Origin of the sequence: Arthrobacter pascens (assembly GCF_030816475.1) — a bacterium.
In the GTDB taxonomy this organism is placed as follows: Bacteria; Actinomycetota; Actinomycetes; order Actinomycetales; family Micrococcaceae; genus Arthrobacter; species Arthrobacter pascens_B.
Map to the genome: position 1 here is coordinate 2,549,481 of NZ_JAUSXF010000001.1, position 20,089 is coordinate 2,569,569.

Below are 20,089 nucleotides of genomic sequence, written 5' to 3' on the forward strand. Positions count from 1 at the left end.
CCGTGCCGACGGCGGACGCTCCTAAGGAGTGCCCGCCGTCGGCGCAGCCGTTGCCCCTGTCCCGGCTCCTGTTGTCCCGGGGCTTCCGTTCCCCGCTCCTGTTGCTCCGGAGCTTCCGTTTCCCGCTCCTGCTGCTCCGGAGCCTCCGTTGCGGCGACCCTGGCCGGACGTCTGCGCCCCTGCGCCGCCTCCGGCGCCGCTCCCTTGGAAATTGGCAAAGTTGGACCTGGCTCCGCGGGTTCCGGCGTCGACCTGCTTTTGCATGGCCGAGCCGGCGAACACGCCGGCGGCGACCATCAGAATGCAGGCCATGATCTTGGTAGAGCGCCCCATGACGTACCTGCTTTTCGGTACGAAGGGTTCCTCCTCCGTCGGAGCCGGCAACGGATCAACCTTGAAGGATGGCTGCTCGTCGTCAAAGGCAGTGGCGGCAAAAGCGTTGCCCGTGTCGACGTCGTCGGCCTCCCCTGTTCCTGTTGTCCACTCCTGGTGCGCTGAAGGATCCGCCGTAGGCAATGCTTCGGTGTTGGCGGGTTGTCCGGCGTCGCGGCGGCCGCGGGGCGTGTGTGTGCTGCCTGGTAAGAAACTCATGAGGGAAGTCCTATTCGTAGCGGAGGGCATCGATGGGCCGCAATTTGGCGGCCTTGTTGGCTGGATAGACGCCGAAGACCAGCCCGATGAAGGCGGACACGGCCAGCGAGACCCAGACGGTCCAGGGCTGGACCTCGGGCTGGACGCCGAGGACAGGGAAGGCACTGCCGGCGAAGCCGATCACGATTCCGGCGATACCGCCAATGATTGAAATGATGAGCGACTCGATCAGGAACTGGGCGACGATGCTGCCCCGCGAAGCCCCGATGGCCTTGCGGATGCCGATTTCGCGTGTGCGCTCGGTCACTGTAACCAGCATGATGTTCATGACGCCGATGCCGCCGACGAGCAGGCTGATGGCCGCCACAGCGCCGAGCAGGATTGTCAGTGTCTGCGTGGTGTTGGTGGCGGTGGTGAGGATCTGGGCCTGGTTTCGGACCTGGTAGTCGCGGTTGCTGGCGTCCACTTTGTGGCGGGCGTCCAGGATCATCTGGACCTCGTTCTGGGCCTGGTTCATGACGTCGGCTGAGGCAGCCTGAACGGTGATCGAGGCCAGTGTCGGGGAGTACCCGGTGAACTTGTTCTGTGCCACGGCCAGCGGGACCACCACGATGTCATCAGGATCGTTCAGCCCCGATGATCCCTTGACGCTCAGGACCGCGGCAACCGTGAAGTTCTGTCCGTTCAGCTGGATGGTCTGGCCGACGGCGGATCCGGTGGCGGTCCCGAACAGGTCTGCGGCGACGGTATTGCCGATGACCGCGACCGGGTTGGCTGCCTGCTGGTCCGCATCGGTGAAGAGTTTTCCTGAGGCCGCTGTGCTGTCGCTGATGTCGAAGTAGGCGGGGGTGGTGCCCAGGAAGCTGGCAACCGAATGTGTGGCGTTGCTGAAGGTTGCCGTCACGCCCTGCGCCTGGACGATGGGGGCTGTCCGGGCCACGTCAGGTGCGAGCACGGGGTCGGTGAGCGAATGTTCGTCATCGAGCGTGAGGTTGGTGCTGCGGGTCCGGTTCGCCCCCGGCTGGGAACCGGCACCCGCACGGCCTCCTACCGATGTCGAACGGCTCACCGTCAGGACGTTGGTACCAAGCTTGCCGATCTGGGCCTTGATGTTGTTGCTGGTTCCCGCGCCGACCGCGAGCAGGATGATGACCGCTGCAATACCGATCAGGATTCCCAGGGTGGTCAGCACTGAGCGCATCTTGTTGGCTGCCACCCCGGAGAGGGCGAACCGGGCGGATTCCAGGACGTTCACTGTGCCACGGCCAGGGTCAGGCCGCCGAGCGGCTGTTGGCGTTCGTCGGAGACGATCAGGCCGTCCTGCATCCGCACGACGCGTCCCGCCCGCTCTGCTACGTCCATCTCATGGGTAATCATGATGATGGTGCGCCCGGAGTGATGGAGCCGGTCAAAGAGGTCCAGGATCTCCGCTGACGCCCGCGAATCCAGTGCCCCCGTCGGTTCATCCGCCAGCAGCAGGACCGGATTGGTGACGAGCGCCCGTGCGATGGCCACCCGCTGTTGCTGGCCTCCGGAAAGCTGGGACGGCCGGTGGTCTGCCCTGCTGGACAGGCCGACCGCATCCAGCATCTCCAGGGCCCGGGCTTGCCGCTCCTGCCGGCTTACGCCGGCATAGGCGAGCGGCATCGCCACGTTGTCCACCGCTTTGGTGCGCGAGATCAGGTTGAAGTTCTGGAAGACGAACCCGATCTTCCGGTTCCGGATCTGTGCCTGCTGATACTCGTCGAGCTCCACCGTGTTGATTCCGTCCAGCAGGTAGCTCCCCGCCGTGGGTGCGTCCAGGCAGCCGATGATGTTCATCATGGTGGACTTCCCGGAGCCGGAGGCTCCGATAATGGCCACGAAGTCGCCGCGCTCGATCGTAATGTCCACGCCGTCGAGCGCGCGGACTTCCGCCTCTCCCTTGCCGTAGACCTTGCTGACCCCGGACAGTTCGATCACCGCCGCCATGGCTTACTGACCGCCCGTCCGTGCGCCGCCGCCACGGTTGGCGCCACCGAATGCGCCGCCGCCGAAGCCGCCGCCGGCAGTGGTGCCTGTGCCGGTCTGCAGCGTGGCCGAGATGGCCGGGAGCTCGATCTGGTCTCCTTCGGAGAGGCCTGTGAGGACCTGCGTGCGTCCGTTGGCGCTGATGCCGGTGGTGACCTGTTTCGGCGTCGTGACCCCGTCCTTGACCACGTTGACGGTCTGGCGCGTCCCGCTTGTTGTCACCGCGAGGCTCGGTACCACCAGCGCGTTGTCAGCTGTGGCAGTGGTGACAGTGATGCTGGCGCTTTGGCCGAGCCGCAAAGCGGCGGGCGGGTTGTCAATTGACACGGTGACGGGGTAGGTCACGACGCCGTTGGTGGTGCTGGAGGTCTGGGCGATCGAAACCACCTTGCCCGTGACGGGCGCGGCGGCGGCGTCCGTGGTCAGGGCCGGAAAGGTGAACTGGGCCGCCTGATCGGTCTTCATGTTGGTGACGTCGGATTCGGAAAAGCCTGCGACGACCTGGAGGTGCGCCGTGTCGCTGATGGTCACCAGTCCACTGGACGACGACGAGGCGGCGGCGGAGGACGCTGCGGAACCGGGTCCGGTGGCGGAACCGCCGGACCCGGCGGTTCCGGAGCTGGCCGAGCCGGCGGACCCGGCTCCGGAAGATCCGGTCAGTGCGCCCACAGTGGCACTGACTGCTGTGATGGTTCCGGCGACCGGTGAGTTCAGGGTGCAGGCGGCCAGGTTGGTCTTGGCCGTTTCGACTGCGAGCTGGGCGCTGGTGATATTTGTTCCGCCCGCGGCCGCCCGTGCGTTCTGTGCGTTGCCGAGGGTGGTTGTGGCCGAGGAGACCTGCTGTTTGTCTTTGAGCTGGGTCGACGCCGCCTGGTTCTGCGCCTGGCTCAGGGCCGCCTGGTCCTTCGCGAGCTGGTTCTGGGCGGAAACGACCGGGTCCACCCAGTTGGCCGGCTTCGGGTCCGGAGCCGGCTGCCCCTGCGCGGCGGCCACGGCAGCGTTGTCCGCGTCCACGGCCTTCTGGGCGGCAGCGACGGCGGCAGCCTGCTGGGAGCTGTCCAGGGCCGCGGACTGCTGGGCGTTGGCCAGGCCCTGGCTCGCGGTGGACACTTGGCCGGCGGCGGAGACCTGCTGCTGATTGGCCTGGGCCGACACCGAGTCAAGCTGTGCCTGGGCCACGTTCAGGGCGTTTTGCGCGTTCGTGGGATCGATGGACAGCAATTGCTGGCCGGCCGTCACCTGCTGGCCGAGCGCGGCGCTGACCGACACGATAGGGCCGGTGCAGTTCTGGGCGTTCACCACTGTTGTCGTTGCCGGGGCAACATTCCCGGTTGCGGTAGCCACCGAGGCGATGGTTGCCTTGCTCACCGCAACAGTCCGGGAGGCCGCGGCTGGAGTGGTTGAACTTGCGGCCGAGGCGGAAAGGTAGGTGCCTGCGCCGAGGGCCAGAATGACGGCGCCCAGGCCCAGGTTGATAACAAGGGTTTTTGAGGTCATGGCTGGACCGTAGTAGCCGGACCTGAGCGCATGCCGGGAATATGGTGGGAGCACGCCCATCGGTTGCCTTTTCAGCAGATCCCCGTTGGCTGGCCGGTATGACGGTGGCGCTTTTGTTCCGATCCCCCAGCGTTTATGACTCTAGTCCGGACGCCCGCTGGCCGGCTCCACAAGCTCCGGACCGTTGTTCCGGACGCTGTTCACCCGGTCAGTGACTATCCTCGGCGTGAGCACAGGTTCGGGGACGGCCTTCAGGAGCTTTTGCACGTCGTCTTTGTTGGTGATGCCCGGATCGAGCCAGTCCGAATACATGTCCGGCGGGATGATGACAGGGCAGCGGTCGTGTACATGGCCCAGGGAATCGTGGGCCGTGGTGGTCAGGACGGTGCAGCTGAGCAGCCAGCGGCCCGGGTCATCCTCCGGCACCGACGGGTCCGGCCAGAACTCGTACAGGCCCGCGAAGGCCAGGAGGTCCTCATTCTCCGAGTACAGGTAGTTCGGGATCTTCTTGCCGTCGTCTGTCTTTTGCCACTCGTAATACCCCTCGGCCGGGATGAGGGCGCGGCGCTTCACGGCGGCCTTGCGGAAGGCGGGCTTGTCCAGGATCGACTCGCTGCGGGCATTGATCAGCTTCGAACCGATCTTCACGTCCTTGGCCCAGGACGGCACCAGGCCCCAGCGGGCGACGAGCAGGTGCCGGTCGATAGCCCCTTCATCGAGCCGCTCCGCAATAATCGGCACGTCCTGGGTGGGCGCCACGTTCCAGCTCGGCGGGGGCGGAGTCCCCTCCACCTCCTTAGCGTCAAAATGACTCAGAAGGTCCCCTGAGGCTTTGGCCATGACGTATCTGCCGCACATACCCCCATTCTGCCTGACAAGCCCGGGCAGCACCGATCACAGCAGCAACCTCACCAAATCCCTTGATGCGCCCCGGGCATCCGCGTCGGTCAGGGAAAACGACGGAACCGACCGGGAACCCGCATTGCGGCATTGATCCAAAGGAACGGGCTGTTCAGTGGGTCACCGCCTGTGTGGGCTAAACCTCCCGCAGCCGGCCGGCGTCGAACTCCAGGACCCGGTGCGCGGCTCCCCGGGCATAGCCGGCGTCGTGCGTGACGAACACGACGCCGGTCCCGCGCACCGCCGCCTGTCCGACCACCTGCCCCAGGCGCTCGACACCGTGCCGGTCCAGTCCGACGGTCGGCTCATCCAGCGCAAGTACCGCAGGATCGCGCGCCAGGACGGTGGCCAGGGCGAGGAGGCGCTGCTGTGAGGCCGGCAGGTCCGCCGGGTGGATGGAGGCAGCGACGGACAGGCCGACGTCGTCAAGAGCGGCAAGGGCCCGGGAAGTGGCGGCTTCGGGCCCGAATCGCGGACGGAGTCCGAAACGCACTTCCCGCAGCGCCGTCCGTTCAAAGAGCTGATCCCGCGGGTGCTGGAACAGGAGTCCCACCGAAGCCGCCACCCGCCCCACAGGCGCCCCGGCGATGCTGCTTCCGGCTACCCGCACCTCTCCTGACGAGGGCCGGAGCAGCCCGATCAGGAGACGCAGGAGCGTTGACTTGCCGGCCCCGTTCGGTCCGGTGATGGCCACAATCTCTCCGGCCCGGAGGCTGAAGTCCAGATCCTGCAGTACATCTCCTGGAGAGGGCCCCGGGCGCGAAGCCGCGGGGTAGCGGAATCCCACTCCCCTCAATTCCAGGATCGCCGGCCCGTTGCGGGTGGCCGGGGCAGTCCCGGCCGGACGGGCAGGGACCGCCGAAACGGCTGGATCCGAAAACCGCACCCCCGAGGCCTCCAGCTCCGCCGATCCCATGACCTGGGCCGGCCGTCCGGCGGCAGTTGCCGTGCCGCCGTCGAGGATCATCCAGTGCCCTGCCTCCAGGGCCAGCCTGTCCACCACCTGCCCCAGGACGACGACCGCGGAACCTCCGCTGACGAGGCTCCGAATGAGATCGGAAATCTGCGCGGCGCCCGCCGCGTCCAGCGAGGCCAGCGGTTCATCGAGGACCAGGACCTCCGGCGCCGTGATGACCGCGCAGCCCACGGCCAGCCGCCTCAGTTCCCCGCCGGAGAGCGTTGCCGGATCCCTGTCCAGCAGTCCTGAGAGTCCCACGCTGGCTGCTGCGCGGGCCACCGCGCCAAACATGTCCTGCCGTGGCATCCCCCGGTTTTCCAAGCCGAAGGCCAGCTCCTCCGCGACCGTGGAGCGCACTGTCGACAGCATGGCCGCCGCGTCCTGCGGGACAAACTCGACCCGCCGGGACCATTCCGCAGGGTTGATCCGCGGATCAGCGGGGGAACCCCGGAATTCCAGGTGCGTCCCGCCAAGCTCCAGGTCCCCGCGGAGCATCCCGGAGTGGCCGGGGCGCAGCCAGCCGGCCAGCAGCTTGCCCAGCGTCGACTTGCCGCTCCCGGAGCCGCCCAGGACGGCCGACAGGCTCCCCGGAGCGATCCCAAGTCCGACGCCGCGCAGCACAGGTGCCGTCCCTCCGTGATAGGTGAACTCGTCAATCCCCGCCCGCAGGACCGTACCTGTCGCTGCCGTCATGCTGACAACGCTGCCGGCCAGGAAGCCAGCAGGCGGAGGACGACAGCCGCGGCTGCCAGGATCAGGGCACCCGCGCGGAAGAGCCGCTGCCGGGGCGGATCCTCAACCTGCCGGTAGCTGGTGCGGGGTCCAGGGCCGCCGAAGCCCCGGGCGTCGAGCGCCTGGGCGCGAATGCCGGCGTCGTCGATCAGCCCCATGACCAGCGGCACCATCTGCAGCCGCAGGGCAGCGATTCGGGACAGCAGGCCGCCCCGCAACAGCAGCCCACGTGCCTCCTGGGCCTGCCGGATCCGGTCCAGTCGCGCGACGATCGCAGGGACCAGCGTCAGCGTGGAGGCCAGCACGAAGCCGAACTGCGGCGGGACGGCGCTGCGGGACGCCAGGGCGGACACCAGGTCAGGAACGCTGACGGTGAAGGAGAACAGGAGCAGGACCAGGACGCAGGCAGACGTTCTTGAACCCAGGTCCAGGGCGAACTCCAGGCCTTCGGCGGTGACCCGGGCCGGCCCCCACTCGGCCAGGACTGTCCGGCCTTCGGGAAAGAAGAGCCCGTGCAGCAGCAGGAGCGACAGGCACAGGGGAACAACTATCACCGCAGCCGCGGACAGCACCTTTCCTGCCACCCGTGCCCGCGCCGCCAGGACGGAGGCGGCGATGGCCACGGCAAGGGACAGGGGCCAGCTCGCTGCCGCCGTCGTGGTCACCGCGGTGCATGTTGCCGCTGTGAGTGCGGTGAAGGGGTGGAGGCGCACTGCAGGGAGTCAGGCGGCGGGCGTGGCCGGCGCCTTCCCTGCGAGTACCCGGAAGCGGCGCACGAAGGGGAACTGGAAGGTGGTCCGGCGCGGGAGGGCGTAAACCAGCAGCGCGGCGACCGCGAAGACGATTGCCTTGTCCATGGGGTCCGAGATCAGCGCCTGCTTGGTGATCGCCGCCAGAAGCGTGTCGCCCATGGCGCGGAAGGCGCTGACGATCGCACCCGTGCCGAGGCCGGAGGTGCCGCCGAAGACGAACGCGGCAACCGGGGCGGAGACGACGCCGGCGAGGATCCCGGTGATGAAGCCGGCGACGGGGGCAAGGTAGAAGCGGCGGAACAGGCCGCCACGGGCGGCCAGTCCAGCCAGGAAGCCGATCAGGGCGGCACCCGCCGCGAAAGGCAGGACCGTGGGATTGAAGAACGACCAGACAATGCTGCTCAGCGCGCCGGTCGCGGCGCCTGCGGCGGGTCCGGCCAGGACGGCTATCAGGACAGTACCGATAGCGTCGAAGTAGAACGGCAATCCGGTGCTGCCCATGACCTGGCCAAGGACCACGTTCAGGACCAGGGCCACCGGGATGAGGACCAGGGTGGATGTGGGCAACACGGGCAGTACGGCAAGGATCAGGAGCACTGCACCGAGCAGGAACCCGCCCAGTGCGACAAGGGCCGAAAAGCTCGCCGGACCGTTGGCAATGTCCGTTGGCTGCGTGAGGACCAGGAAGATATAGGTACCGGCGATGGCGGCAGCGCCCAGAATCTCCAGGATGCGGCGGTTTCGCGAGGCGGCCTGGCCGGCTTCGGGCAGTGTCAGGGATGAGGATGACATGATGTTTCCTTTGAAGGTTCTGGCTCCGCAGCCGGGAAGGTTCAGGGCGTGCATGCAACTGCCTATGTCACCTCGGCAGAATCCCGGGCCAGCGTTTCCGCTCCCCCGGACCGCACACCAGTTTACCGGCTGGGAGTCTGCCGGACATCCCCTTCGGCCAACCTCCGTGCCAGGCCGCCAACAGACTTCACGAGCTCATCGAATGCAGCGCCGGGGTTGTTGTCCGAGACGATCCGGGCATTGTGCGGATGGCCCCACAGGTTGCGGTAGTCAGCCACTGTGGGTCCCCGCGAGCAACGGCGATTCGGTCTCGACGTCCACGGTAGCCAGCCGGGTGGAGTACTCGAGGGTACCGGCCGCAACCCCGGCCGCGAAGTAGTCGTGGACGTGGGCCAGGTAGCCCTGGTCGTAGTGCCGGTGGAATTCGAAGTAGAACCTGAGGGCGTCCGACAGGTGCCGGATCAGCGGGTTGTCGGAGTGGCTGCGCAGGCCTTCGGGCTGCTCGGGGAGCACGAGTTCCTCCACTGCACAACCGGCCTCCGCCGCCAGCAGGCGCACATGCTCGGGCCGCAGCTCGATCCGCTCGGTCGTGTCCAGGGAACAGACGATGGGCAGGCGGTCCGCGGGCAGCCCGCGGTAGGCCGCATAGACTTCCTTCGCGGCATGCGGATCAACGTGTGTGTTCCATTCGGCGAGGGGCGTCGTGTTCCCCTGGTGATAGAAGCTGCCACCCATGATGACCACCTTGCCCAGGAGCTCAGGCAGCCGGGGTTCCCTGCGGATCGCGAGGGCAAAGTTCGTCAGCGGGGCCGTTATCAGGGCGATCAGCTCCCCCGGGCTGGCACGGGCGGCCTTCACCCACGCATCCGCGGCATTTCGCCGGGAAACGGATCCGGACGGCGCGGGAAGGACGGCGTGGCCCAGGCCCTGGGGACCGTGGGTCTCCGGAGTGGTGATCAGCGGAATTTCCAGGGGAGCTTCCGCCCCGACGGCCACCTCCACGCCACGACGCCCGCACAGCTCCAGCATGGCCAGGGTATTCCGTGCCACCTGATGGACGTCCACGTTGCCGGCGGACGCCGTCACGGCCACGAACTCGACGTCCGGCAGCGATGCCAGATAGGCCAGTGCCAGGGCATCATCGATCCCGGTGTCCACGTCCAGGAGGAGTCTTGTCATTCCCGGCCTCCGCTAGAACAGTGCGACTTTGGGGACCCTGGGAAAAATCGAATCCAGCTCCGCCAGCTCTTCCGCCTCGGGTATCCAGGACACCGCCGCCGCGTTCGTCCGGATCTGCTCAGGCCGCGTAGCGCCGGCGATCACGCTGCTGACCGACGGCTGGGCCGCCAGCCAGGAGAACGCGACCTGGATTTCGGAGAGGTTCCGCTCGGCTGCGAAGGCGCTGAACTTTTCGAGTTGGTCCCAGTCAGCATCGTGGACCAGGTTGGTCCTGGTATGGCTGAGCCGTGATCCGGCGGGGGCCGTGTCCCGCGAGTATTTCCCGGTCAGGAGCCCGTTGGCAAGCGGAAAGTAGGGCAGCAGTCCAATGCCGTAGGCCTCGGCCGCCGGGATGACCTCCAGCTCCGCCCGCCGGTCCAGGAGGTTGTAGTGGTTCTGGGCTGAAACAAACCGTGTCAGCCCAGATGCGCGCGCCACGAATTCGGCCTCGGCAATCTGCCAGCCGGCCCGGTTGGAGTGCCCGATGTAGCGGACCTTCCCGCTGCTGACCAGGTCGTCCAGCGCGGACAATGTCTCATCGATCGGGGTCTGCGGGTCCGGCGTATGGAACTGGTAGAGGTCGATCCAGTCAGTTCCCAGCCGGCGCAGCGAAGCTTCCGCGGCCCGGATAATGTAGCGGCGCGAGCCCCTGGCCCCGAAGTCGGGGCCGTTGGCGCCGCGCATGTCCATCCCGAACTTGGTGGCCACCACCGCCTCATCACGCCTTCCGGCGAGGGCTTTGCCAAGCATCGTTTCACTCAACCCGGGCTCGCGTCCGTACGAGTCCGCAACGTCGAAGAGGGTGACTCCGGCATCCAGTGCGGCGTGCACGACGGCGTCAGTTCCCTCCTGGGATTCGGTCGCCGTTTTGGGACGGCCAAGGTTGTTGCAACCCAGCCCCACCACGGAGACCGCCAGTCCGGAGTTTCCCAGTCGTCGGTATTCAGTCATGGAACCACCCTAGAGGCTGAAGCTGGAGGCAGGCTTGGCGGAGTGCTTGAGTTTGAAATTGTCAGGTTCGCTATACGGTGCGGCGCCGATGCTGAGCTTGGTGAAGTCCAGGTCCTCTCCGCGGCTGCAGACCTTGATCGCGTTGACGGCTTTGTTGACTTCGGGGCAGAGGCAGACGATGTTGAGCTTGTAGTCGCTAAACTCCGTCCGTTCCACGGTGCCCAGCCCGCGCCAGGCCAGGTGGCTGATGAGGGCGTCCTTTGCCTTCTCCTCCAGGTAGCGGTCCCGATCCGTTCCATCCTTGGTTTTGAGTGCGAACTGGGCCACCACCCAGAACTGCTCGTCGTCGGGGATCTCCGCATACCCGTCCTCAGCGCACTGGGCGGCGAAGGCATCCATGAGCCCCTCGGCTGCCTCGGCGTCGGGGACGTCCGTCTCTTCGGTTTTGCTTTGGTGCCCCACCACGCCGTAGTTCATGACGAACTGGCTGTAGTCCTCATCGAACCAGCCCTCGCGGAAGTGCAGCACTCCTTCTTCATCGCGTTTGTAAACCCTGATGATCCCGCTCATGCGCGTCCCTTCGTGAACCATTCGAGGTCGGTGCCGTCGAAGGGTGCCTGCTGTGCCTTGACGGCCTGATAAAGCTGGTCCGCGGCCGCCTGGAGGGATTGGGCCAGGCGGGCCGGGTAATTCATGGCGATGCGGTGCTCGGCGAACTCGTCTTCGTCGTCGATGAACACTCCCCGGCCGGCGGTGCGGACCACGTCCAGGTCCATGTCGATCACATGGAACTCGGTAACTGTGGGCCGGATCGCGTTCCATTCGTGGGCGACGGCCAGGTCAACGTAGATCCGGACTCCGCCGGGGTGGGCGTCGTCATAGAAGGTGGCCACCCAGTCGCCGGATCGCGGTACCAGCAGCACGGCGTCGGACTCGGTGTAGAAGGCGGCTCCGGGCCGCGAGCAGAACTCGTTGCTTCCCTGGAAAATCCACCAGCCGTGCCGGTCTTCGCCGAGGTAGCGTCCAGGCACCACCCAGTGGGCTTTTCCGTTCCACTTCCTGTTCCGCGCGACGACCAGATGCCCCGGTTCCAGGCCGGCAGGTGCCCGGTCAAGCACGGCCGCGGTCTCCTGCTCGCGCACAGTTCCCGGATATGTCAGGGGGTCCGATTCCGTCACAGGATCGGCAGACTTCCGGTGGTGGGATGTTGCTGCCCGGGCAGGGGACGCGCGAAGGGGACCTTGGTCCCCAGGACCTGCGCTACGACGTCGTGCGTTATCTGCTGCGCGGTGAGGCCGACACGTTCCAGCACCTGGCTCCGGGTGCCGTGGTCAAGGAACTCCGCAGGCAGGCCCACTTCGTTCAGGGCAGTGTCCACCCCTGCACCACGCATTTCCTGACGGATCCGCGAACCCACGCCGCCGGCGCGGACGCCGTCTTCGATGCAGACCACCAACCGGTGATGGGACGCCAGGGCAACGATGGAGCGCCGTACGGGGAGCACCCACCGCGGGTCCACCACCGTGCTGCTGATGCCTTGGGCTCCCAGCCTGTTGGCGACGTCCAGGGCGAGTTCGGACATGGCGCCCACGCTGACGATCAGGACATCGTTCTCGCTGGATCCGGACGGCCTGCGGGCGAGCACATCCACGCCGTCGCTCAACCGTTCGGTGGCCTCCACTTCGGCTCCCACGGTCCCCTTCGAATACCGCACCACGCTGGGGGCGTCCCTGATCGCCACGGCCTCGCGGAGTTCCTCACGCAACCGCGTCGCGTCCCGGGGCGCAGCGAGGTGGAGCCCCGGCACGATCTGGACCATGGACATGTCCCACATGCCGTGGTGGCTTGCGCCGTCCGGGCCGGTCACGCCGGCCCTGTCCAGCACGATGGTGACGCCGGCCCGGTGCAGCGCGACATCCATCAGCAGCTGGTCGAAGGCACGGTTCAGGAAGGTGGCGTAGACCGCAACCACCGGGTGCAGCCCGCCGAAGGCCATCCCCGCGGCCGACGTCAGGGCATGCTGCTCCGCGATGCCGACGTCGAAGACGCGGTCCGGGTGGGCGGCAGCAAATTTATGCAGGCCCACGGGAATCAGCATGGCTCCAGTGATGCCGACGATGTCTTCCCGTTCATCGGCGATCGCTGCAATCTCGTCAGCAAAGACCGAGGTCCAGGACTGGGCGCCGGCGGAACCTGTCGGTTCGCCGGTCTCGGGATCGATAATTCCGACAGCGTGGAACTGGTCTGCCTCATGGGCCCGCGCCGGCGGATACCCGTGCCCTTTTTCGGTCATGGCGTGGACAATGACGGGGCCGGCATAGTTCCTGGCGGTGGACAGGGCATGCTCCATTGCCTGGAGGTTATGGCCGTCAACAGGACCGATGTACTTCATGCCGAGGTCTTCGAACATTCCCTGCGGGGCCCACCAGTCCTTGATGCCCTTCTTCATGGCATGCAGGCTCTTGTAGGTGAACTGCCCGATCGGACCGCCATCCTGGAGCTTCCGCTTCCACCAGTCCAGGGTGCCCTCATAGGCGGGCGCGGCGCGGAAGGAGTCGATGGTAGGCCGCAGGGAGGCCAGGTAGTCCGCGAAACCGCCGACCGTGGGCGCATAGGACCGCCCGTTGTCGTTGACCACGATCACCACGCGGCGCCGCTTATCCGCGGCAATGTTGTTGATGGCCTCCCAGGCCATCCCGCCGGTCAGCGCGCCGTCCCCGACGACCGCGACGACGTGGCGGTCACCCTCGCCGGTGAGCTGCCGGGCCCTGGAGATGCCGTCCGCCCAGGACAGCGACGAGGACGCATGCGAGCTTTCCACGATGTCGTGTTCGGATTCTGCCCGGGACGGGTAGCCGGACATCCCGCCCTGCTGGCGCAGGGTGCTGAAGTCCTGGCGGCCGGTCACGAGCTTGTGGACGTAGGACTGGTGCCCGGTGTCGAAAATGATGCTGTCCCGGGGGGAATCAAAGATGCGGTGCACGGCGAGCGTCAGTTCCACGACGCCGAGGTTGGGGCCGAGGTGTCCACCCGTCTGTGAGACGTTCGTGATCAGGAAACTCCTGATCTCAACAGCCAGCTGCTCCAACTGGCTTTGTGACAACTCGTTCAGGTCCTGCGGATTCCGGATGGTGTCCAAGATTCCCAATGACCCCTCCTTCGGGTGGTGGACGTGCCTATTAACTCTAACGCCTCGGTCCGCAGGACCAGACTTACCGCACAGCCGAAGCCCCGGCTGGTCGATGACCGGCCGGGGCTTCGAAAGGGTGCTGCTGGGTTCAGAAAACCGCTAGTTCGCCGAGATCTGGCGCAGGACATACTGCAGGATGCCGCCGTTGCGGTAGTAATCCGCTTCACCCGGGGTATCGATGCGGAGCACTGCGTCGAACGACGTCGACGTGCCGTCCTCAGCCGTTGCAGTGACCTTGAGGGTCTTGGGCGTGCTGCCCGCGTTCAGGGCCGTGACGCCTTCCACCGCGAACACCTCGGTGCCGGTAAGGCCCAGGGTTGCTGCGGACTGGCCGGCCGGGTACTGCAGCGGAAGGACGCCCATGCCGATCAGATTGGAGCGGTGGATACGCTCGTAGCTTTCGGCGATGACGGCCTTCACACCCAGGAGCGCGGTGCCCTTGGCTGCCCAGTCACGTGATGACCCGGACCCGTATTCCTTGCCTGCCAGGACCACCAGCGGAGTGCCGGCTGCCTGGTAGTTCTGCGCGGCGTCGTAGACGTAGGCCTGCGGGCCGTCAGCCTGGCTGAAGTCGCGGGTGAAGCCACCCTCGACACCGTCCAGGAGCTGGTTCTTGATGCGGATGTTGGCGAAGGTGCCACGGATCATGACTTCGTGGTTGCCACGGCGGGAGCCGTAGGAGTTGAAGTCCTTGCGCTCCACTCCGTTGGCCAGGAGGTACTGGCCCGCGGGGGTGTCGGACTTGAAGGAACCGGCCGGGGAGATGTGGTCGGTGGTGACCGAATCGCCGAGCTTGAGCAGCACGCGGGCGCCCGAGATATCCTTGACCGGCTCCGGCTGGGCCTTCATGCCCTCGAAGTACGGGGGCTTGCGGACGTACGTGGAGTTCGGGTCCCAGGCGAAGGTGTCCCCGGCGGGAGTGTCGAGCGCCTTCCAGCGGTCGTCGCCGTCGAAGACGCCCTCGTAGCCGCGGGCGAACATTTCCTTGTCAATCGAGGAGTCGATGACCTGCTGGACCTCGACCGGGTTCGGCCAGATGTCCCTCAGGAACACATCATTCCCGGCCTCGTCCCGGCCGAGGGAGTCGGTCTCGAAGTCGAAGTCCATGGAGCCGGCCAGGGCGTAGGCGATGACCAGCGGCGGGGAGGCCAGGTAGTTCATCTTCACATCCGGGTTGATCCGGCCTTCGAAGTTGCGGTTACCGGAGAGCACAGCAGCGACGGAAAGGTCGTTGGCCTGGACGGCCTCGGAGATTTCGGCGTCGAGCGGGCCCGAGTTGCCGATGCAGGTGGCACAGCCATAGCCCACAATGTAGAAGCCGAGCTTCTCCAGGTACGGGGTCAGGCCGGACTTTTCGTAGTAGTCGGTGACAACCTTGGAGCCCGGAGCCACGGAGGTCTTGACCCACGGCTTGGACGTCAGGCCCTTGTCGACGGCGTTGCGGGCCAGCAGCGCGGCCGCCAGCATCACCGAGGGGTTGGACGTGTTGGTGCAGGACGTGATGGAGGCGATCGCCACCGCACCGTGGTCCAGTTCGAACTCGCGGCCGTCCTCGGTCTTGACGTTGACGGCGTTCGAAATCCGGCCGGCCGCACCGTGAGCTGCGGAGTAGATCGGCGGAATGCGGTCCGTGTCCGTCACGTGCGAGTCGGGCTGGGTGAACGACGGCGCGTCAGAGGCCGGGAAGGACTCCTCCAGCGACTCGTCCACGGTGCCGGCGTCGGCCTGGTGGGAGACGTAGTTGAGCAGGTCGTGACGGAACTCGTCTTTGGCCTCGGTGAGCACGATCCGGTCCTGGGGACGCTTCGGGCCCGAGATGGAGGGGACCACCGTGGACAGATCCAGCTCGAGGTACTCCGAGAACTTGATCTCGTGGGAAGGATCGTGCCAGAGGCCCTGTTCCTTGGCGTAAGCCTCCACGAGGGCGACGTTCTCGTCTGACCGGCCGGTGAGGCGCAGGTAATCAAGGGTGACGTCGTCGATCGGGAACATGGCGGCGGTCGAACCGAACTCCGGGCTCATGTTGCCGATGGTGGCGCGGTTGGCCAGCGGCACGGCAGCGACGCCTTCGCCGTAGAACTCCACGAACTTGCCCACGACGCCGTGCTTGCGGAGCTGTTCAGTGATGGTCAGCACCACGTCGGTGGCGGTCGCCCCGGCCGGGATGGACCCCGTCAGCTTGAAGCCCACGACCCGCGGAATCAGCATGGAGACGGGCTGGCCCAGCATGGCTGCCTCGGCTTCGATGCCGCCGACGCCCCAGCCGAGCACGCCCAGGCCGTTGACCATGGTGGTGTGGGAGTCGGTGCCGACGCAGGTGTCGGGGTAGGCACGGAGAGCGCCATCCACTTCACGGGTCATGACGGTGCGGGCCAGGTACTCGATGTTGACCTGGTGGACGATGCCGGTTCCCGGCGGGACCACCTTGAAGTCGTCAAACGCGGTCTGGCCCCAACGGAGGAACTGGTACCGCTCACCGTTGCGCTGGTATTCGATCTCCATGTTGCGCTCCAGCGCGCCGGAGTTACCGAAGGCGTCGATCTGCACGGAGTGGTCAATGACCATTTCCGCCGGCGCAAGGGGGTTGACCCGCTTGGGGTCTCCGCCCAGTTCCTTGACCGCTTCACGCATCGTCGCCAGGTCAACCACGCAGGGTACGCCGGTGAAGTCCTGCATGATCACGCGTGCAGGTGTGAACTGGATTTCTGTATCGGGCTGGGCGTTGGGGTCCCAGCCTGCCAAGGCGCGGACGTGATCGGCGGTGATATTTGCGCCGTCCTCGGTCCTCAACAGGTTTTCTAGCAATACCTTGAGGCTGAACGGAAGGTTTTCTGCACCTTCAACGGAGTTCAACCGGAAAATCTCGTATTCGGTTCCGGCTACATTAAGTTTGCCTTTTGAACCGAAGCTGTCCACAGTGCTCATCGCAGGACTCCTCTCGCAACAGTTTCATCTTTGTCGCGCGGTAGACCGCTTGCTAGTTAGGAAGTCCTAATTAGTGCAGGCCCGAAGAATTGCAGGTGGCCGCCGTGAATACGGAGCGCGACGTGGGACTACTACCGCCATACTAGTGCAAATAGTCACAGCATCACCGGCGGGGTGTCAGCAATGCGACGGCCTCCAGATGGTGGGTGTGCGGATACAGATCAAACGCCCGCAGGCCGGCCAGGGACCATCCTTCCTGCTGAAAGTAACCAACGTCACGTGCAAATGACGCCGGATCGCACGACACGTAGGCGATGGCGCGGGGATGCGCAGAGACGAGCTGGCTAACCACGGCCTTTCCCGCACCTGCCCGGGGCGGGTCCAGTACCAGTGCGTCAAAATTCCGCGGTTTCTGGCGGAGTACCCGCTCAACCCGGCCCTGGACGATCTCCACTTGCGGTGCGCCGTGCAGGTTCTTGCGGGCGTCCCGGCTGGTTCCCGGTGCGCCTTCCACCGACAGGACAGAGCCGGTTTCCCCCACCGCGTCGGCCAGCGGCGCGGTGAACAGGCCGGCCCCGGCGTAGAGGTCCGCTACGACGGAGCCTGGCCCGAGGAAGCCTCCGTCATGGAGGAATTCTGTGACGGCCCCCACAAGCGTTCCGGGCGCGTCGCGGTGGATCTGCCAGAAGCCGGCGCCGGTGATGCGGTAGTCATGTCCTGCGGCGGACTCCTGGACCCAGGTCCGGCCGCGCAGCGGCAGGGTCGCGTCCTTGAGCGGGTCGAAGCTGGCAACGGAGACGTCATCCGGGAGCTGCGCGACGATGGCGGCCAGCCGTTTGGCCTTGGTGCCCGGCGCCGGCGCGAGGAGCACGAGGGGACGCGTACCGTTGGCGGGCGCCGCCACCTCCACCCGGTCGATGCCCTGCAGGTCCATATCCCACAGGCGCAGCCGGTTGATCCCGTCCACGGCAAGGGGCATGTCCCGGACGGGGATGATGTGGTCGGAGCGGTGGGCGTGCATGCCCACCTTGCCGCCCGGGGTGACCGAGAAGCTGGCGCGCGTCCGCCACCGCAGCCCGCGTTCGGCGTCGTGCTTTCCCTCTGTGCCCTGCGGATCCTCACCCACCGCCTCCACGAGGCCCGCCGCGCCCTCCGACTGGTATTCCCCCATGTTTTCCGACCCGGGAAAGAGTTCGACGCCGGCGAGCCGCTTAAGCTGTTCTGCCAGCACCGCTGCTTTGAGGGCGCGCTGCCGCGCAAGCCTGATGTGGCCGAATTCCGCTCCACCGACCGGCGGGTGGCCGTGCGACCATGCGCGCGCCGAGTCGGCAAGGTGCCAGAAGTGCTCAACCCGGTCCGGCGAGGCATCCAGCACCTCCACCACATCGGCACGCCAGAACTTGGCGGTCTCCCCCGCCTCCGTCAGCCTGGCGCGGACTTTCTCGCCGGGAATGCCATGCCGGATGAAGATCACCCTGCCTTCGTGACGGGCCACGCAGTGGCCGCCGTGGGCCACCGGACCGACGTCGAGCACCAGTTCTTTGGCGGCCTCAGCGGCCGGGCGGGGAGCAGCCTGGGTCTTGGGGTTCATGAAATATCCTGCAGGTTCTTCGCTTCTTCGGACGACTTGAGCTGCCACGGGACGCTGGCCACCATCACGCCGGGTTCGAAGTGCAGCCGGGTCTTGATGCGCAGCGCGGTCTGGTTGTGGACCAGCTGTTCCCACCATTTGCCCACCACGTACTCCGGGATATAGACCACGATGAGGTCGCGGGGAGAATCACGCCGCATGTTCTTCACGTATTCCATGATGGGGGTGACCGTCTCCCGGTACGGGCTCGCCAGGACGGTGAGCGGTACGGGAATCTCCAGCTTCTCCCAGTCCGCCACCGTGTGAGCGGTCTCCTCTGCGTTGATGTCCACCGTGACGGCGTCCAGCCGTGACGGCCGCGAGGCCCGGGCGTAAGCCAACGCGCGGAGGACGGGCTTGCGGACGTGGGAGACCAGGAGGACGGCGTGCACCCTGGACGGCAGTGCACGCGGCGAGGAGTCCTCATCCACGGCCAGCTCCTTGGCCACGTTGTCGTAGTGTGCCCGGATGCTCCACATGATCAGGAACAGCACGAACATGGCCAGCAGGGCGATCCAGGCTCCCTGCTCGAATTTGGTGATCAGGACGATGACCAGCACAAGGCCGGTCATGCCGAAGCCTATGCTGTTGATGGTCCGGGACTTGGCCATCCTGAGCCGGACCGACGTGTCCTTGGCCAGCTTTAGCTGCCTGCCCCAGTGCCTGACCATGCCGAGCTGGCTCATGGTGAAGGAGATGAAGACGCCCACGATGTACAGCTGGATCAGCTTCGTGACGTCGGCGTTGAATGCGATGATGAGCACCAGGGCACCGGCGGCGAGGGCCAGTACGCCGTTGCTGTACGCCAGCCTGTCCCCCCTGGTGCGCAGCTGGCGGGGAAGGTAGCCGTCCTGCGCCAGGATGGAGCCGAGCACCGGGAAGCCGTTGAAGGCCGTGTTGGAGGCAAACACCAGGATCACGCCGGTAGCCGCAACCACGATGTAGAACGGGATGGACCCCGGTCCGAAGATGGTCTGCGCGATCTGGCTGATGGCCGGATTCTGGATGTAGTCCTCCGGAAGCGGCTTGCCGTCCAGGAGGAACTCCTTGGCCGGGTCCAGCACAATGTGGACCTTGGTGGCGTTGGCCAAATAGATGATGCCTGCCAGCATGGCGGCACCGATGACGCCCAGGAGCAGCAGAGTGGTGGCGGCGTTCTTGCTCTTGGGCACCTTGAAGTTGGGCACACCGTTGCTGATGGCCTCCACGCCGGTGAGGGCCGCGGCGCCCGACGAGAACGCCCGAAGCAGCAGGAACGCGCCCGCCAGCCCCACCAGCCCCTGGTCGAAGCCAGGCGCCGGAACGATCGTAAACCCGGCCGACGGCGCCTCCCCCAGTTGCCCCGTGGCCGCCTGGTAGACGCCCACGGCCGTCATGCCCAGGATCGAGGCCATGAAGATGTAGGTGGGGACGGCGAAAACGCTGCCGGCTTCCTTGATGCCCCGAAGGTTGACCAGGGCCAGGACTACGACGCCGATAGTGGCGATGGTGGCCTGCTTGCCATGCAGGGAAGGCACGGCAGTGGTCAGGTACGCCGCGGCCGAGGACATCGATACAGCCACCGTGAGGACGTAGTCCACCAGGAGCGCCGCCGCGACTGTCAGTCCGGCGAACTTGCCCAGATTCACGTTGGCGATCTCATAGTCGCCTCCGCCCGAAGGATACGCATGCACGTTCTGCCGGTATGACGCGACCACGGTTAGGAGCACCACCATCACGGCGAGCCCCACCCAGGGGGAGAGCGCCACGGCACTGACCCCGGCAAGGGCAAGCGTCAGGAGGATTTCATCCGGAGCGTAGGCCACCGAGGACAGTGCGTCCGAGGCGAAAACGGGCAGGGCGATGCGCTTCGGAAGCAGCGTATGGGCCAGCCGGTCGTTCCTGAAGGGCCTGCCCACCAGCACCCGCTTCACGGCATTCAGTATTGTCAACACCCCACAAAG

At 66.3% G+C, this 20,089-nt stretch carries 15 protein-coding genes and 1 pseudogene; all 16 read right to left on the reverse strand.

What is annotated here, in order from left to right:
• Positions 1-21: 21 nt before the first annotated feature.
• Positions 22-591, reverse strand: a complete 570-nt coding sequence (locus QFZ40_RS11750; RefSeq protein ID WP_306904542.1) for a hypothetical protein — start codon at positions 589-591, stop codon at positions 22-24.
• A gap of 10 nt (positions 592-601) precedes the next feature.
• The gene (locus QFZ40_RS11755) at positions 602-1,846 is read right to left on the reverse strand and encodes an ABC transporter permease (protein WP_306904543.1); all 1,245 of its coding nucleotides are present in this window, start codon (positions 1,844-1,846) and stop codon (positions 602-604) included.
• Positions 1,843-2,562 carry an ABC transporter ATP-binding protein gene (locus tag QFZ40_RS11760; RefSeq protein ID WP_306904544.1) on the reverse strand — a complete coding sequence of 240 codons (720 nt, stop codon included), beginning with the start codon at positions 2,560-2,562 and terminating at the stop codon, positions 1,843-1,845. The genes QFZ40_RS11755 and QFZ40_RS11760 overlap by 4 nt, the downstream gene beginning before the upstream one ends.
• 3 nt (positions 2,563-2,565) lie before the next feature.
• On the reverse strand, positions 2,566-4,098 hold the full coding sequence (locus QFZ40_RS11765; RefSeq protein WP_306904545.1) for an efflux RND transporter periplasmic adaptor subunit: 1,533 nt from the start codon (positions 4,096-4,098) through the stop codon (positions 2,566-2,568).
• A 141-nt stretch (positions 4,099-4,239) separates the two neighbouring features.
• The gene (locus tag QFZ40_RS11770) at positions 4,240-4,956 is read right to left on the reverse strand and encodes an SOS response-associated peptidase (RefSeq protein ID WP_306904548.1); all 717 of its coding nucleotides are present in this window, start codon (positions 4,954-4,956) and stop codon (positions 4,240-4,242) included.
• A 178-nt stretch (positions 4,957-5,134) separates the two neighbouring features.
• Entirely contained in the window at positions 5,135-6,649 is a 1,515-nt protein-coding gene (locus tag QFZ40_RS11775; protein WP_306904551.1) for an ABC transporter ATP-binding protein, read from the reverse strand.
• On the reverse strand, positions 6,646-7,401 hold the full coding sequence (locus tag QFZ40_RS11780) for an energy-coupling factor transporter transmembrane component T (protein WP_306904553.1): 756 nt from the start codon (positions 7,399-7,401) through the stop codon (positions 6,646-6,648). The genes QFZ40_RS11775 and QFZ40_RS11780 overlap by 4 nt, the downstream gene beginning before the upstream one ends.
• Before the next feature lie 9 nt (positions 7,402-7,410).
• Complete coding sequence (locus QFZ40_RS11785; RefSeq protein WP_306904554.1) at positions 7,411-8,232, reverse strand: ECF transporter S component; 822 nt, start codon at positions 8,230-8,232, stop codon at positions 7,411-7,413.
• Between the two features lie 122 nt (positions 8,233-8,354).
• Positions 8,355-9,411: pseudogene (locus QFZ40_RS11790) on the reverse strand (nucleoside hydrolase).
• A gap of 12 nt (positions 9,412-9,423) precedes the next feature.
• Positions 9,424-10,401, reverse strand: coding sequence for an aldo/keto reductase (locus QFZ40_RS11795; protein WP_306904555.1), 978 nt, complete (start codon positions 10,399-10,401; stop codon positions 9,424-9,426).
• 9 nt (positions 10,402-10,410) lie between these two features.
• Positions 10,411-10,971 carry a hypothetical protein gene (locus tag QFZ40_RS11800; RefSeq protein WP_306904557.1) on the reverse strand — a complete coding sequence of 187 codons (561 nt, stop codon included), beginning with the start codon at positions 10,969-10,971 and terminating at the stop codon, positions 10,411-10,413.
• Entirely contained in the window at positions 10,968-11,543 is a 576-nt protein-coding gene (locus QFZ40_RS11805) for a DUF402 domain-containing protein (RefSeq protein WP_373427473.1), read from the reverse strand. Before QFZ40_RS11805 ends, QFZ40_RS11800 begins: the two co-directional genes overlap by 4 nt.
• Positions 11,544-11,575: 32 nt before the next feature.
• A complete protein-coding gene (gene dxs, locus QFZ40_RS11810; protein WP_306904559.1) occupies positions 11,576-13,549 on the reverse strand; it encodes a 1-deoxy-D-xylulose-5-phosphate synthase in 1,974 nt (657 codons plus the stop codon).
• 141 nt (positions 13,550-13,690) lie between these two features.
• Positions 13,691-16,516 (reverse strand): aconitate hydratase, encoded by a 2,826-nt coding sequence (locus QFZ40_RS11815; protein WP_306904560.1) that lies wholly within the window; start codon positions 16,514-16,516, stop codon positions 13,691-13,693.
• A gap of 163 nt (positions 16,517-16,679) precedes the next feature.
• Positions 16,680-18,107 (reverse strand): class I SAM-dependent RNA methyltransferase, encoded by a 1,428-nt coding sequence (locus QFZ40_RS11820; RefSeq protein WP_306904561.1) that lies wholly within the window; start codon positions 18,105-18,107, stop codon positions 16,680-16,682.
• The gene (locus QFZ40_RS11825) at positions 18,104-20,080 is read right to left on the reverse strand and encodes an APC family permease (RefSeq protein WP_306904562.1); all 1,977 of its coding nucleotides are present in this window, start codon (positions 20,078-20,080) and stop codon (positions 18,104-18,106) included. The genes QFZ40_RS11820 and QFZ40_RS11825 overlap by 4 nt, the downstream gene beginning before the upstream one ends.
• Between the last annotated feature and the right edge of the window lie 9 nt (positions 20,081-20,089).

Bases quoted from the DNA above. Each gene is read 5' to 3' on its own strand.
- QFZ40_RS11750 (WP_306904542.1), bottom strand. From the start codon at position 591: ATGAGTTTCTTACCAGGCAGCACACACACGCCCCGCGGCCGCCGCGAC.
- QFZ40_RS11760 (WP_306904544.1), bottom strand. From the start codon at position 2,562: ATGGCGGCGGTGATCGAACTGTCCGGGGTCAGCAAGGTCTACGGCAAG.
- QFZ40_RS11765 (WP_306904545.1), bottom strand. From the start codon at position 4,098: ATGACCTCAAAAACCCTTGTTATCAACCTGGGCCTGGGCGCCGTCATT.
- QFZ40_RS11770 (WP_306904548.1), bottom strand. From the start codon at position 4,956: ATGTGCGGCAGATACGTCATGGCCAAAGCCTCAGGGGACCTTCTGAGT.
- QFZ40_RS11775 (WP_306904551.1), bottom strand. From the start codon at position 6,649: ATGACGGCAGCGACAGGTACGGTCCTGCGGGCGGGGATTGACGAGTTC.
- QFZ40_RS11785 (WP_306904554.1), bottom strand. From the start codon at position 8,232: ATGTCATCCTCATCCCTGACACTGCCCGAAGCCGGCCAGGCCGCCTCG.
- QFZ40_RS11795 (WP_306904555.1), bottom strand. From the start codon at position 10,401: ATGACTGAATACCGACGACTGGGAAACTCCGGACTGGCGGTCTCCGTG.
- QFZ40_RS11800 (WP_306904557.1), bottom strand. From the start codon at position 10,971: ATGAGCGGGATCATCAGGGTTTACAAACGCGATGAAGAAGGAGTGCTG.
- QFZ40_RS11815 (WP_306904560.1), bottom strand. From the start codon at position 16,516: ATGAGCACTGTGGACAGCTTCGGTTCAAAAGGCAAACTTAATGTAGCC.
- QFZ40_RS11820 (WP_306904561.1), bottom strand. From the start codon at position 18,107: ATGAACCCCAAGACCCAGGCTGCTCCCCGCCCGGCCGCTGAGGCCGCC.